General features: G+C 66.9%; 15 protein-coding genes. 10 read left to right on the top strand and 5 right to left on the bottom strand.

Going from position 1 to position 13,975, the window contains the following annotated elements; genetic code table 11:
* Positions 1–222: 222 nt before the first annotated feature.
* The 10 genes from rimM (at position 223) to HMPREF9058_RS08955 (ending at position 9,877) form a co-directional block, all read left to right on the top strand.
* Positions 223–768 (top strand): ribosome maturation factor RimM, encoded by a 546-nt coding sequence (gene rimM, locus HMPREF9058_RS09000; RefSeq protein WP_009407259.1) that lies wholly within the window; start codon positions 223–225, stop codon positions 766–768.
* On the top strand, positions 765–2,183 hold the full coding sequence (trmD, locus tag HMPREF9058_RS08995; RefSeq protein WP_009747760.1) for a tRNA (guanosine(37)-N1)-methyltransferase TrmD: 1,419 nt from the start codon (positions 765–767) through the stop codon (positions 2,181–2,183). The genes rimM and trmD overlap by 4 nt, the downstream gene beginning before the upstream one ends.
* On the top strand, positions 2,180–3,088 hold the full coding sequence (gene lepB / locus HMPREF9058_RS08990; protein ID WP_009407406.1) for a signal peptidase I: 909 nt from the start codon (positions 2,180–2,182) through the stop codon (positions 3,086–3,088). Before trmD ends, lepB (HMPREF9058_RS08990) begins: the two co-directional genes overlap by 4 nt.
* A 243-nt stretch (positions 3,089–3,331) precedes the next feature.
* Positions 3,332–3,679 carry a 50S ribosomal protein L19 gene (gene rplS / locus HMPREF9058_RS08985; RefSeq protein ID WP_003786428.1) on the top strand — a complete coding sequence of 116 codons (348 nt, stop codon included), beginning with the start codon at positions 3,332–3,334 and terminating at the stop codon, positions 3,677–3,679.
* 111 nt (positions 3,680–3,790) lie between these two features.
* On the top strand, positions 3,791–5,011 hold the full coding sequence (gene lepB, locus HMPREF9058_RS08980) for a signal peptidase I (protein WP_009407158.1): 1,221 nt from the start codon (positions 3,791–3,793) through the stop codon (positions 5,009–5,011).
* Positions 5,008–5,730 carry a ribonuclease HII gene (locus HMPREF9058_RS08975; RefSeq protein WP_009407105.1) on the top strand — a complete coding sequence of 241 codons (723 nt, stop codon included), beginning with the start codon at positions 5,008–5,010 and terminating at the stop codon, positions 5,728–5,730. The genes lepB (HMPREF9058_RS08980) and HMPREF9058_RS08975 overlap by 4 nt, the downstream gene beginning before the upstream one ends.
* Before the next feature lie 108 nt (positions 5,731–5,838).
* Positions 5,839–6,147, top strand: coding sequence for a DUF2469 domain-containing protein (locus HMPREF9058_RS08970; RefSeq protein ID WP_003781502.1), 309 nt, complete (start codon positions 5,839–5,841; stop codon positions 6,145–6,147).
* Between the two features lie 201 nt (positions 6,148–6,348).
* Positions 6,349–6,870 carry a YraN family protein gene (locus HMPREF9058_RS08965; RefSeq protein WP_254654119.1) on the top strand — a complete coding sequence of 174 codons (522 nt, stop codon included), beginning with the start codon at positions 6,349–6,351 and terminating at the stop codon, positions 6,868–6,870.
* Positions 6,861–8,432, top strand: coding sequence for a YifB family Mg chelatase-like AAA ATPase (locus HMPREF9058_RS08960; protein WP_009747867.1), 1,572 nt, complete (start codon positions 6,861–6,863; stop codon positions 8,430–8,432). The genes HMPREF9058_RS08965 and HMPREF9058_RS08960 overlap by 10 nt, the downstream gene beginning before the upstream one ends.
* A gap of 23 nt (positions 8,433–8,455) precedes the next feature.
* Complete coding sequence (locus HMPREF9058_RS08955) at positions 8,456–9,877, top strand: DNA-processing protein DprA (RefSeq protein ID WP_254654147.1); 1,422 nt, start codon at positions 8,456–8,458, stop codon at positions 9,875–9,877.
* Between the two features lie 43 nt (positions 9,878–9,920).
* Here HMPREF9058_RS08955 and HMPREF9058_RS08950 read toward each other — a convergent pair whose 3' ends face one another.
* From HMPREF9058_RS08950 to HMPREF9058_RS13455, 5 genes are all read right to left on the bottom strand, one after another.
* A complete protein-coding gene (locus HMPREF9058_RS08950) occupies positions 9,921–10,217 on the bottom strand; it encodes a WXG100 family type VII secretion target (protein ID WP_009747753.1) in 297 nt (98 codons plus the stop codon).
* 92 nt (positions 10,218–10,309) lie between these two features.
* The gene (locus HMPREF9058_RS08945) at positions 10,310–10,762 is read right to left on the bottom strand and encodes a hypothetical protein (protein ID WP_009747789.1); all 453 of its coding nucleotides are present in this window, start codon (positions 10,760–10,762) and stop codon (positions 10,310–10,312) included.
* Positions 10,759–11,394 (bottom strand): hypothetical protein, encoded by a 636-nt coding sequence (locus HMPREF9058_RS13465; RefSeq protein ID WP_009407299.1) that lies wholly within the window; start codon positions 11,392–11,394, stop codon positions 10,759–10,761. The genes HMPREF9058_RS08945 and HMPREF9058_RS13465 overlap by 4 nt, the downstream gene beginning before the upstream one ends.
* 66 nt (positions 11,395–11,460) lie before the next feature.
* Entirely contained in the window at positions 11,461–12,579 is a 1,119-nt protein-coding gene (locus tag HMPREF9058_RS13460; RefSeq protein WP_009407347.1) for a putative T7SS-secreted protein, read from the bottom strand.
* On the bottom strand, positions 12,579–13,865 hold the full coding sequence (locus HMPREF9058_RS13455; RefSeq protein ID WP_009407064.1) for a hypothetical protein: 1,287 nt from the start codon (positions 13,863–13,865) through the stop codon (positions 12,579–12,581). Before HMPREF9058_RS13455 ends, HMPREF9058_RS13460 begins: the two co-directional genes overlap by 1 nt.
* Between the last annotated feature and the right edge of the window lie 110 nt (positions 13,866–13,975).

The following is a 13,975-nucleotide window of genomic DNA, read 5'->3' as shown; positions in this document are numbered from 1 at the left end:
GCCGGGCGTCGTCGTCCTTCGGGGCGGGCGCTCCTGCGCCGCCGGTGGCGACGACCGTGGCCAACAGGAGAATGGTCCGCATCGAGTTGGCCAACCTCACTCCGGCGGTGCGCCACCTCATCCCCGCGGCCGATGGGAACGCAGACCACGGCGCGGTAGGTTGGCCGCAGACATCCAGACCTTCCGGACAAACCGTTCCATGCCCCGATCCCAGGAGAACAGGTGCTGCTCACCCTTGCTGTCGTCGGTCCCGCCCATGCCCTCAAGGGCGAGGTGCGTCTCGAGATCCGTACCGATGACCCCGAGGGCCGTCTCGCACCTGGAACCACCGTCCCCACGGAGCCGGCCCACGCGGGCCCGCTGACGGTCAGCCGTCTGCGTTTCGACGGTTCGCGCTGGTTCGCCGCCTTCGAGCAGGCGCGCGACCGCACGGCTGCCGAGGCCCTGCGAGGAGTGAGGCTCCTGGTCGAGACCGACGACGACCAGGGCGGTGAGGGCCCTGAGGACTCCGAGGAGGCCTGGTACCGCCACGAGCTCGTCGGTCTACGAGCGTTGAGCGTCTCCGGTGAGGAGCTGGGAGAGGTCACCGACTTGGAGCCCGGCGTCGCCCAGGACCGGCTCGTGGTCACCACCCCTGAGGGGGACGATGTGGCCGTGCCCTTCGTTGAGGCTCTCGTACCGGCCATCGATTCCGAGGCCGGCACCGTGACGCTGGCCCCGCCCGGTGGCCTGTTCCCCGGACGCGGCCAGGCGGAGGAGGCCAGGTGAGGATCGACGTCGTCACCATCTTCCCCGACTACCTCAAGGTCCTCGACCTCTCCCTCATCGGGAAGGCGGCCGACCACGGCCCCCTCGACCTGCACGTCCACGATCTGCGCGACCACGCCCACGACCGGCACCGCACCGTTGACGACACGCCCCTGGGCGGTGGGGCTGGCATGGTCATGAAGCCCGACGTGTGGGGCGAGGCTCTCGATGATGTGCTCGCCGTGGACACCCCCGGTGCGCCCCGTCAGGTCCTCATCGTCCCCACCCCCGCCGGGGAGGTCTTCACCCAGCGCACCGCCGAGGACCTGGCCGGAGCCGAACGCCTGGTCTTCGCCTGCGGCCGCTACGAGGGCATCGACGCGCGCGTGCCCGAGCACTACGCCTCTCGCGGCATCGAGGTGCGCGAGCTGAGCATCGGCGACTACGTGCTCAACGGGGGAGAGGTCGCCACTATTGTCATGATCGAGGCCATCGCCCGACTCCTGCCCGGGGTCCTGGGCAATCCCGAGTCCCTGGTCGAGGAGTCCCACGGAGTCGCGGGCCTGCTGGAGTACCCCGTCCACACCCGCCCCACCCGGTGGCGAGGCCTGGAGGTCGACCCCGTCCTGCTCTCCGGCGACCACGGCCGTATCGCTCGAGCCAGACGGGACCAGGCCCTCACCCGCACCGTTGAGCGCCGACCTGACATGATCCGGGCCCTGGACCCCGCCGGCCTGGATCGTGAGGACCGTGCGCTCCTGGCTCGCCTGGGATGGGCAGTCCCGGCCGGGGCGGACCACCCGGTTCCGGTGCGCCTTCGCAACGCCACCGCCGACGACGCCCACGCCCTGGCCGAGCTCGCGGCGCGCACCTTTCCCGATGCCTGCGGCAACGTCATCGACCCCGAGTTCCTCGAGCGCCACATCGCCACGAACCTGGTTCCCGAGCTGTTCGCCACCTGGGCCGACGACGACCGCGTCGACCTCATTCTCGCCGAGCTGCTGGAGCCCCCGTCAGTGCGGGACGGCGGCCTCGAGGGGAGGGCGAGTACGAGCACCGCTCCGGCCCTGGTCGGCTACGCCGCGGTGCTGCGCGAGGAGGCCGACTCCGACGGGGAACAGCCCCACGGGATCGACCCCCGTCCCGCCTGCGTGCGGCCCGCCGGGGGAGAGGTCGTCGGCGAGCTGTCCAAGGTGTACGTCGACGCCGCCATGAGGGGATCCGGGTTGACCCCCGCGCTCATGGACGCCGTGACGCGCCAGGCCGGCGCCCACGGAACAGACCTGCTCTGGCTCGGCACCCACGTCACCAACAAACGCGCCCAGAAGGCCTACAAGCGGGCCGGCTTCCGCCAGGTCGGCACCCGCACCTACAACGTCGGTGGCCAGGACGCCCACGACGTCGTCATGACCCGGCGGACAGGAGAAGGCCTATGAGCAGCGCACCCGACCAGAGCCCTCAGGGCAGGATCCATGATGAGGCGGATGAGGACGTGACCTCGGACAGTCACCTGCGGACCGACCATGACCGCCGGAACAACCACCGTCACAAGGACCGCGCCAGCGAGGACACGGCCGGGGCCAGCGAGGCCGCTGAGCCGGCCTCGCTGGGGGAGCGGATCGTCTTCCGCCTCAAGCAGTGGGGCATCACCCTGTCCTACCTGGTCGTCGCCGTGGCGATCATCGCCCTCATCCGCACCTTCATCATCCAGAGCTTCACCATCCCGTCGGGCTCGATGGAGAACACCCTCAACGAGGGCGACCGCGTCACCGTGACGATGTACGACTCCGACAAGGTCCACCGGGGTGACGTCGTCGTCTTCACGGACCCTGACCACTGGCTGACGACCCAGGAGCCCACTGGCCTGCAGGGCGCCGCGCAGGACTTCCTCGTCGCGATCCGTATCTTCCCCCAGAACGCCGGCCACCACCTCATCAAGAGGGTCATCGGAATGCCCGGTGACCACGTCGTCGCCGACGGGAAGGGCTCCTTGACCGTCAACGGCGTCGAGCTCCATGAGGGCTACCTCAAGCCCGGCCGGTCGGCCTCCGAGGTCGCCTTCGACGTCACCGTCCCCGAGGGCTACATCTGGGTCATGGGCGACAACCGCTCCAACTCCTCGGACTCCCGCTACCACCAGAACGATGTCCATCGCGGCTTCGTGCCCCTGAGTAACGTCGTCGGCGTGGCCAAGAACGTCGTATGGCCCTATTCCCACTGGTCCAGCCTCACCTCCGGGCAGGAGGTCTTCTCCCAGGTTCCCAAGCCGACCTCCACCCCCACGGCGCTCCCCGCCGGACCGGCCGCGCCGGCGAGCACGCTGGCGGGCTCCGGGGACTGACCGCCCCGAATGCGTACCGGGGCGTGAGAAAGGCGTGAACTCAGGCACGTCGAGGCTGACGCTCTCGTCCGTGGACTGAGCCTGTGGCAAACTGAGCGGGCACTTGGGTCCTGCGGCTCCTCTGCCACTGGGGAGGCGGCCGCTGTGAAGGAGCCCGGGAGCGTCCACCTCCGGCGCTGCCCCGCACGGCGCGGCGCCGCCGAACCAGCACTCCTGACCAGTGGCACGGGTGTGGAGAGAAACATGAACCTGATCGACGAGATCAACGCCGCATCACTGCGTGACGACATCCCCTCCTTCCGTCCTGGGGACACCCTCAAGGTCCACGTCAAGGTCGTTGAGGGATCGCGTACCCGCGTCCAGGTCTTCCAGGGCGTCGTCATCGCGCGCCAGGGCGGCGGCGTCTCGGAGACCTTCACCATCCGCAAGGTCTCCTTCGGCGTCGGTGTTGAGCGCACCTTCCCCGTCCACACGCCCTCCATCGAGAAGATCGAGGTCGTCACCCGGGGCCAGGTCCGCCGCGCCAAGCTCTATTACCTGCGCAACCTGCGCGGTAAGGCCGCCAAGATCAAGGAGCGTCGCGAGGACTGAGCGCCTGCACTCTCCAGGCGGCGCCCGGAGCCCACGGGTTCCGGGCGCTCGCCATCTCCCACCGCCGTGCAGCGGTGGACCCATGTCCATCAATTCCGGGGAAGGAGCACGGTGAGTCCGGTGCAGGATGGGGCCGACGACGTCGGGCTGGACCTGAAGCAGGCCGATCCCTCTCAGATCGGCCGGACCTCCAGGTCCGCGATCACACCGGCTTGCAGCTCTCCGTCAGCGGACTCCCCCCAGGAGAGCCGCACGGCTCCTGAGACCGCCGAGGAACCTCCCAGTGCGGCCCCGGTCGACGACAGCAAGCAGTGGGACTACGACCCGTTCATCGACCCCGACGCCGAGCCCGAGCCCGATGACGAGCCCACCGAGCTGCCCCCTTCCATCCCGCCCCGCCGGCAGGTGGCCCCCGCCATCCCCCCGCCGCAGACCAGCCCCCTGTACCAACGGGTCATCAGACTGGTGCTCGTCGTGGTCGTCGTCATCATGGTGCCGGCTCTTCTACGGTCCTACGTCGTCCAGATTTACGAGATCCCCTCGGGCTCCATGGAACGCACCCTGCGTGACGGGGACAAGGTCGCCGTGCCCATGTACGGCTCCGACGACGTCGAGCGGGGTGACGTCATCGTCTTCTCCGATCCCGACGACTGGCTTCACGTCAAGGAACCGACGGGACTGCGCGGCGCCACCCAGAGGCTCATGGTCTCAGTGAACCTTCTGCCGGAGAACACCGGCCATCACCTCGTCAAACGGGTCGTCGGTGTCGGCGGCGACCATGTGGTCGCCGACGGGAAGGGGACACTGAGCGTCAACGGTGTCGCGATCAAGGAACCCTACGTCAAGGACGGTCAGTCCCCGTCCCTGACCTCCTTCGATGTCACCGTCCCCCAGGGCTACGTGTGGGTCATGGGGGACAACCGCTCCAACTCGGCCGACTCCCGCTACCACCGTGACGACGCCCATGGCGGCTTCGTGCCGCTCAAGAACGTCGTCGGGGTGGCCAAGGTGGTCTTCCAGTGGACGCACCTGAGCCGGTGGGGGCTGCTGTGGGGAGGGGAGCGCGCCTTCTCCGGCGTCCCGGCGCAGGAGGCGACGCCGCCGGCACCTTCCTCGTCTCCCGCTGCCCCCACGGGTGACGGGGAGACGGGTTCCGAGGAGGAGGCCCCCTCCTCGGCCCCCGAGGGCAGGGACTCCGATGACGTTGGCACTGGTGGTGAGGGGGCCGGTGTTGATGACGGGCCGCAGACCGGACCCGGCGGGCCGGCTGACAGCCCGGACGTCTCCGCACACTCCTCCGGCCAGGAGCAGGCTGCGGGGAGAACGAGGTGAGTCCTCGAGGACGCACCCGCCCCGACCGGTCCCTGGAGAAGGCCCTGCTGGAGACCTACGACTACGTCGGCGGTCTGGACGAGGTCGGTCGCGGGGCCCTGGCCGGACCGGTCAGTGTCGGGTTGGCGATCGTGGCGCGGCGCACCGACGATGACTTCCCCGAGGGACTCGCCGACTCCAAGCAGCTGACGGCCCGGGCCCGCACCGGCCTGATCGAACCCGTGCGCGGCTGGCTCGTGGACTACGCCGTCGCCCACGCCTCACCGGCAGAGATCGATGAGCACGGCATCATCGGGGCCCTTCGGGTGGCGGGTCTGCGGGCCCTGCAGCAGGTCGCTGATCGCGGTCACGCCCCTGGCGTCATCATCCTCGACGGCGTGGCCGACTGGCTCACCGCCCCCCAACCCGACCTGCTCACCACCCTGGAGAGCACTCATGCCCCAAAGGACAGTCCCGAGCCGGCAGAGGTTCTCTCCACCCCGCCGGTGCGCATGGAGGTCAAGGCCGACGCCCGGTGCGCCGTCGTCGCCGCGGCCAGTGTCCTGGCCAAGGTCGAACGCGACCGCCTCATGGCCGATCTCGATGACCCCGGCTACGGCTGGGCCTCCAACAAGGGCTATGCCTCACCGGCCCACATCCGGGGACTCGCCACCCTGGGGGCCAGTGACCAGCATCGACGCAGCTGGCACCTGCCCGGCCTGGACAAGCGCCACCGCTGACGGCGCCGCCTGACGCGGGTGTGCGGCCCCGGGGGCGAGGTGCGGGCAGGGCCGACTCGCCCCCGCTGCCTGCCGCCTCCAGCGGCTGAGGCCAGGCATGATGGCCCGGTGAGCGCAGAAGACCTCGAGTCCTATGAGAACGAGCTGGAGCTCTCGCTGTACCGGGAGTACCGCGACGTCGCCTCCCTGTTCTCCTACGTGGTGGAGACTGAACGGCGGTTCTACCTGGCCAACGCCGTTGACGTCCAGGTACGCACCAGCGGCGGGGAGGTCTTCTTCGAGCTGACCCTCGAGGACGCCTGGGTGTGGGACATCTACCGGGCCTCCCGGTTCGTCAAGTCCGTCCACGTCGTCACCTTCAAGGACGTCAACGTCGAGGAGCTCACCAAGCTCGAGATGGACATCCCCTCCTCCTAGCGTCCTTCCCACGCCGCGCCACCTCAGAAGGCTCCGTTCGGCTGTCCCTCCCCGCTCGCCGGGGGCCACAGCTCGTCTTCTGACAGCGCCTTCCACAGAGCCGATCGGGCCATGACGCGCACCGGCTGATCCGGCCTCACGCTAGTGGCGGAGGTGATCGGGATGACCGAACAGGTCGTAGCAGCCACAAGGGGACGAACGGTGATCGCAGCCAGGTGCGGCGATCACGCACTCACGCCGCCGTTCCAGGGCCCGGGAGGCGCAGAAGCTGTCCGCGCAGGGGCGTCCCGCCAGAGCACCGGACGGCGTGGAGAGGATCTTGCCGCCACCTACCTGGAGGACATCGGCTGGCAGGTCCTGGAGCGCAACTGGCGTCCGGACCACGGCCTGCGCGGAGAGCTCGACATCATCGCCCTGGAACCCGCCCATGCGCACCGCGAGCCGGGCAGCGAGTCCGTCGCCGACCCAGCTCAGGGGTGGGCAGGAGCAAGGCTCGTCATCGTCGAGGTCAAGACCCGCAGCTCCCTGCGCCAGGGGCCGCCGGCCGCCGCCGTCGACGCCCGCAAGGTCGCCCGACTGCGGGCCCTGGCTGCCGCCTGGGCAAGTACCCACGAGACCCCGCGGCACGCCGGCATGCGCCTGGACGTCGTCTCGATCCTTATGCGCGACGCGCGTCCTGCGCTGCTGCGCCACCACCGGGCGGTGGATGCGTCATGGGGCTAGCTCGTACGCTTGCTGTGACGCTGACCGGGCTGGCCGGACACATCGTTGAGGTCGAGGCTCATGCCGCCCAGGGCCTGCCCGGATTCACCCTCGTGGGCCTGCCCGACGCCGCCGTGCGTGAGTCGCGTGAGCGCGTCCGGGCCGCGTTGAGCACCTGCGGCGTCACCTGGGGCGAGCAGCGCCTGACCGTCAACCTCTCCCCAGCGGATCTGCGCAAGACCGGGACCGGGCTGGACCTGGCGCTCGCCCTGGCCGTCCTGGGGGCCCGAGGGCGGCTCGGACGGAGCACGGCCGGGCTCCTGGGACGGACCGTCTACATCGGCGAGCTCGGGTTGGACGGCTCCGTGCACTCGGTGCGCGGTGTCCTGCCCAGCGTCCAGGCCGCGGTGGCCGCTGGGGTCGAGGAGATCGTCGTCGCCCAGGAGGCCGCCGCCGAGGCCGAGCTCGTCCCCGGCGCCCGCGTCACCGCCGTCAGGCACGTCGGCCAGCTCGTCGAGCGTTATGGAGGGCGCCTGAGCGCGGCCGTGGCCGCCGCGCTGGAGCAGGTCACCGAGGCCGCTGCCGACGACGCCCCCACGACCCCGCCGCAGGATGCCGAGCAGCCGGACCTGGCCGACGTCGTCGGGCAGTCCGAGGCCCGCCAGGCCCTGGAGGTCGCCGCCGCCGGGGGACATCACCTCATCATGGTGGGGCCCCCGGGGACGGGCAAGACCATGCTCGCTGAGAGGCTCCCCTCGATCCTGCCGCCCCTGGAGCAGGCCGATGCTGTGACCGTCACTTCCTTGCACTCCGTGGCCGGCATCTTCGACCCCGCCCGCGGACTCATCACCCGGCCGCCGTTGCGCGCGCCGCACCACACGGCGACCCGGGCCGCCGTCGTCGGGGGAGGCTCCGGCCTGCCCCGCCCCGGGGATGTCTCCCTGGCTCACCGCGGGGTGCTCTTCCTCGATGAGGCCCCCGAGTTCAGCGCCGGCGTCCTGGACTGCCTGCGCCAGCCGCTGGAGTCGGGCGTGGTCACCATCGACCGGGTGGGTGGGCGTGCCAGCTACCCGGCCGCCTTCCAGCTCGTCCTGGCAGCCAACCCCTGCCCCTGCGGCAAGGCCGGCGGTCGGGGCCTGGAGTGCACCTGCACCTCCCTGCAGCGGCGGCGCTACTTCTCACGACTGTCCGGTCCACTGTTGGACCGAGTCGACATCCAGGTCGAGGTCGGTGCCGTCAGCGCCGCCGACCTTGCTTCCACCGGCCATGGAGAGTCCAGCGTCGAGGTGGCGCGGCGCGTCCTGCGTGCCCGCCGGGCCGCGGAGCGCAGGCTGGCCGGCACCCCGTGGCGCCTCAACGCCGAGGTCCCCGGCTCCTACCTCAGAGGACCCGACGGCGGACTCAGCGCTCTACTCAGCCGCCGGCTCATGACCGCCCTCGAACGCGGCGACCTCTCCCTGCGCGGGGTGGACCGGGTCCTCAGACTGGCCTGGACCCTCGCCGACCTCGAGGGGCTCGACACCCTCTCCCTCGCACACATCGGGACCGCCCTGGCCCTGAGAACCTCAGGAGTGCGGCCATGACGCCCATAACACCCATGACACCTATGACACTGCCCTACGACATCGACGATCCGGCGCTGGCACGCGCGACCTGGTCCCGCTTGGCTGAGCCCGACAACGCCACCGCAGCCATGGTGGTGGGCCGGCTCGGGCCGAGTCCCGCCCTGAGGTGGCTTTTGGAGGAGGCCATCGACCCCTCCGGACAGGTGCGCGGCTCCCCGCGGCCACCGGTGCCGCAGCCGCCCCCGGGGATGTCCGGCTCCGCCGATATCAGCGCCTGCTGGGCCCAGGTCGCCGCCCGGTGGGCGCCGCGCCTGGAGGGACTCGATATCCGCCGTGAGCTCGATGTGCTTGACCGCCTGGGTGGCAGCCTCATCCTCCCGGGGGAGCCCTGGTGGCCGCCGGGACTCGACCAGCTTGAGCACCCGCCTTTCTGCCTGTGGGTGCGCGGAGACCCCTCGCTGCTGGTCAACGCCGGGGACCTGAGGGACAAGGGACTTGAGGGAGGCGAGCCCGGGGCCGTTGGAGACGACGACGCCCCACGTGTCGCGGGCGCCGGTCAACCCGTACGTGAGCAGCGGATGCCGGTGGGACCGGCCAGCGGACTGTGTCTGGCACTGGTGGGGGCCCGGGCCTCCACCCGCTACGGGGAGGCGGTCGCCACCTCCCTGGCAGCGGGGGTGACGGCCAAGGGTGGCCTCATCGTCTCCGGGGGAGCCTTCGGCATTGATGCCTGCGCTCACCGCGGGGCACTGGGCGAGGGACCAACGGTGTCAATCTCAGCCGGGGGAGTGGACCGCCTCTACCCGGTGGGAAACACCGGGGTGCTGGAGGCAGTCATCGCCTCCGGGGCCCTGGTGGCGGAGGTGCCGCCGGGCTGTCAGCCGGGCCGCCATCGGTTCGTCTCACGCAACCGCGTCATCGCGGCGATCTCCCAGGCGACGATCGTGGTGGAGGCGGCCTGGCGCTCAGGCGCCCTGTCCACCGCCCACCGCGCCCTCGAGCTGGGCAGGCAGCTGGGAGCCGTTCCCGGTCCCGTGACCTCCATGTCCTCGGTCGGATGCCACCGGCTCCTGCGCAAGGGGGCGGTGTGCATCACCGACACCGATGACGCCCTAGAGCTTCTGACGCCCCTGGGGACTGTTGATGCGGACGCGGCCAAGGAGCAGGACCCCGAGCTGACCGGGGGCGGGCTTCTCGACGGCCTGGACCCTGCCGCCTCCCTCGTTCTGGACGCCATGCCGGCCCGGGCCGCGGCGAGTACCGAGTCCATCGTCCGCTCCGCTGGGCTGTCCCCGAAGGAGACCACCTCGGCACTGGGGATCCTGGAGCTCTCAGGGAAGGTGGAACGCACCGCCTCCGGCTGGAGGCGACGCACCCGGCCCCAGCCACGTGACTGGACCGGGGCTCCTGTCGTGGCTGAGACCGGAGCACAACGACCGAGGCGCCTTGGGGGACCCGCATGATGTCGCGAGCGCACCCAAGGCGCCTCGTTGAGTCGGTGTACGGTCAGGCACGCAGCTGGGAGGCCAACGAGGTGTCGGTCTCCTCCAGGGTCGAGACGACCTGGTTGAGGTTGTTGGAGATGCTGGTCAGGGAATCGATGGTCTTGGTGGCGCTCGTGGTGAACTCCTGATAGCTCGTCTGGAAGGCGCCGGAGGCGGCGTCGGTCACGAAGCCCGAGGAGACCAGGTTGTCCACCTGCATCTTGGCCTGCTGGAGCTGCTGCTGGATGTTGTCGCGGGTGGTGATCAGGGCGTTGGCCTGCGAGCGCATGTCCTCGTAGGAAGCGGAGATGTTGGCCATGGAAGTAGTCCTTTCATGTGGTGTTGCTGTTGAACGTAAGTATTGCGGTCATCAGGATCTGCGGCGATGGGGCTCAACCCCCATCGGCCCGCTCACGATTCAATCTGGAGCGAGTCAAGCATGGTCTCGAGCGGGGTGATCACCTCCGTTAGAATGCCTGGGTCGGGTCCCAGCCAGGTGGCTGCGACGACATCGATGCTGCCGCGGCGCAGCGCGTGGTAGCACACAAACTCGATAGGGGTGCTTTGCTCGTTCAATGGTTCGAGAGTCGGCCCCAGAGAGCGGTAGGCCGTGGTTCCGCCAGGTAGCAGCACCGTGTCCCACACATGGGGACCAGGTGCCTCTTCTGGCGCCGTGATGAGGGTAGGGAGGCTCTCAGACTCCTCTCCCTCAGCGGGGAAGGCGATGAGGTCGACGATGCCGATGATGTCCCCGTCTGCGTTGTTCAGACCCAGCCGGGCAAAGGGCTGAACTGTCCCTTCTGGCTGGTCGGCACGAGGGACCTCGGTCCATTGTGGAGACTCGGGAAGAGAGTATGAGTTCATGAGAACCTCACTGACTCGACGACCGCATCACATACATCCCGAAGTGACCCTGCCAACGCTTGTCCGTCGGCGTCGTCGTGAGTGGTGATGTTTCCAACCATGGTGAACCAGCTGTCAGGAATATCTGGATGGCCGAGGTAGTAGGTCAGTCGTTCCGAGCGCACAGCGGAACCCGGGGTGAGCGTTGACAGATCGAGACCCAGGTCTCCTCTGGCCATAACCAAGGCCGTGTTGATGGAATCGGTGCAATCCTTCGCGACTCGTGTACGCATGATGAGCAGATCTCCGCCCTCTAATGCTTGTGCGCCTGGTGTCGAAGCCGCGATGGCGAGAAGAGTGTCCATTGGATCCTCGCCTTCCTGGTAAGGAAATGGGAGGGCTGCAAGGAAAGTACCGGTGCGGATGCCTGCAACTGCATCGACCTCCATGAGCAGCAAGAATGCCTCAAGGTCGGCCAGCGATATGAGATGGCTCGCCAATGCCTCTGCAATTTTCCCGCGTATGTGATGTAGTGTCTCGCTGTTGCCTGCAGAAATCATTTCCTCTGCTAGTTCGGTAGCCTGAGCGGATAGGTCTCCGCTGAGGTGGACTGTTCTCCATTCTGGGGGAATGATGTAGTTGAAGGGTCTCACGATGTTTCTCGCCTTGGCTGTCTAAGTGTCGTATGTAGTGCGTGGGAGCCTGTTTTTTCGGAGGCGTCAAGCGAGTCTGGTCAGGGGGATCGACTTGGGGGTTTTTCGCCCCGGTATGGGGTGTGGCTGTTTTTTGGGGGAACGATTGGGTTCTGGGGATCTATTTTTGTTCTTGCGGTGGGGGTCTTGAGGATTGTGGGTTTGATGGTTGGGCTTGTTCTTCGGTTTTGTTTTAGGGGTCTTCTTGTTTTTTCCTCCCCCTTTTCCTTTGTTGAAGATTTCTGTGACTCCGCTGGCTAGTGACTTGAATAGTTCGCCGGTTCGATTAAGTTCTCTCTTAATAAACTCTCCTGGTCTCATCTTGCCGTCCGCGACCTTAGAGATGTCCTGGATGCGCTGAATCCATCCCTTCATTTGGGTCAGGGTGACCGGAACTGCTATGCTCACAGCGACTCCAAGTTCCGGATTAATTGCATAGGCGATTTCGGTGACTGCAGGAAGGATGCCCTCAACGAACTCGCTGAATGCGTCAAAGACTGGCTCGATGAGCTCAGCCACTTTGGCCATGACTCTGAGGACCTCTTTGATGGTGTCCCAGAAATCGTCTTTCATGGGGCTGTTCTCGTCGGTCTTATCAAGTTGGGAGATGGCGTTGCTTGCTGCAGAGTCGCGCTCTTCGATCGCTTGCTTCAACTTTTTCTTGGATGCGTTGATGTTCCCCTGGATCTCGCTCTGCTGTCCAAGCAGGTTGGCATAGCTTGATCTCAGGGACTTCATTTCCTCGGGGTTTCGGCTGGAATTATAGGCGTTCTCGATGTTTTTCTTCTGGTTTTCTACCTGCTTAAGCTGACCTGCGTGCCCTTCCGCCTCTTTGAGTGCCTCGAGGGAGATCTTCTGGGCGTTCTCCAGGTGTGGTGCGTAGGTGTTCAATGCTGCTGCTGCTCCTTCGCAGCGCGACTGGGCTTGGCCAATCTGTTCCACCAGATGCTTGGCTTTACTCTGCAGCTTGGCCACGGCTTCGCCGTGAGACTCGTAGGAAATGCTCTGGAGGCTGCTCTGGGCGGTTTTTATGGCCTCAACAGTCTCGGTGTATTGGCGGGCTGCGGCTTGAACTCCCAGCGGATCTCCGGGGATGGGATCCTTTTGTTGTCCGAGTGGGCTCCAGTCAGAGGGACGTGCACTCATCAGTTCTTCTCCTTAAGAGATTGCAGTTGGTCCCGCAGGCGACGGGCTTCTTCATTTCGCTTATCGTCGTTTGCTGACTGTATGGCACTTCCTGTCCCCAGACCTGCGGCCATCCCCATTCCGCTCATGAGGGGGGTGCTTGAAGAGGATGAGGGTTCTGCCTTGTGGCCTGCTGACGTGGATGAGGATGTGGCACTAGTGGAGGGGGAGGGGCTGGGCTGCGGAGGTGTGAGCGAGGGGGGTGTCGATTCTCCTGCCTGAGGTGCTGGGGGTGTCGGCGATATGGGGGAGGCTGACGTGTCGACTTCTGAGGGAAGGTGGTCCTGAGGTAATGGGGGTGCGCTCGAGCCGCTCGTCATGTCCGGGGGTGTTGACGTTGTGAGAGGAGCCTTCGGTGGCTGCTCATCAATGCCTTGGAGGCTAGCCAGCGTGCTCTCCCGGTCGGAGTGTAGTGAGGTGGGGATGTCGTTATTGCTGATTTCGGCAAGGGCTTGGCGCAGGTCGTTGGAGGAGTCGCCTTGGCGAGTGTCGGATCCCAATGTGTCTATGGTAGGGGGAGATGTCTTCCGGTGTGACAGAACGCTGCTGATGGCTGCAAGACTGATCCCGGTCAATGAGCCGATTCTCATGGTCAGAGAGCCGTCGGGTGAGGCTGCAAGGCCGATATCAACCGCGGGGCCGAGCAGCTGGCGCATCTGCTCAACTTCGGGGTGACCTGACTCGTTGAGTGGGGAGGAAAGTGGCGAACCGCTTTGAAAAGAGTCTGTCGGTTCCGTCTGTGCTGAAGCGCTGAAGGAAGGGGTAAGGGGGCCGGAGGTGCCGCGATTGGCGCTCGATTCGGGCGTGGCTCTCGTTCCTGCACTCTCCGTCGAGTTTGTTGGAGTGTCCCCAGCTGAGAGTGGCTGTCGGGGTTCGCCACTGTGCGGTGTGCTGGATTGTGTTGAACTGGTCTGCGGTTGCTGCTGGCTTCCGGTATCGGCCTTCTGTGACGGTTGCTGCTCGTTACTGAGGCCCTTGCCCACGCCGTTGTCCCAGGCGGTGAATGCGTCGCGGACACCCTCCAGGTCTTTGCGGTAGCTTTGGATGGAGCTGGTCAGATCAGCGCGTTTCTTCTTCCATGAGTTCTCGAATTTTTCGAGGCTTGAGGCGAGTTGGTCGTGTCCGACGATCGTGGCGTACTGATTACTGCGATCACTCATTGAGGTGAAGGCGTGCTCGATCTTTCCCAGGGAGAGCAATGCCTCCGAGAAGTCCTTGTCGACGATCTTGATGTCGTGGCAGCTCACGGGTTGTCCTTCCGGAGACGGGATGATTGCTGATAAAGACGGTACGGGTGAAGAACTCGGGAGGCGATGGGGGTCAACCCCCACCGTGGAGCGCTGTCGACGTAGGCCTC

Origin of the sequence: Actinomyces sp. oral taxon 175 str. F0384, assembly GCF_000223355.1 — a bacterium.
Taxonomy (GTDB): Bacteria; Actinomycetota; Actinomycetes; order Actinomycetales; family Actinomycetaceae; genus Actinomyces; species Actinomyces oris.
This window is presented reverse-complemented; position numbering and strand designations above follow the sequence as displayed.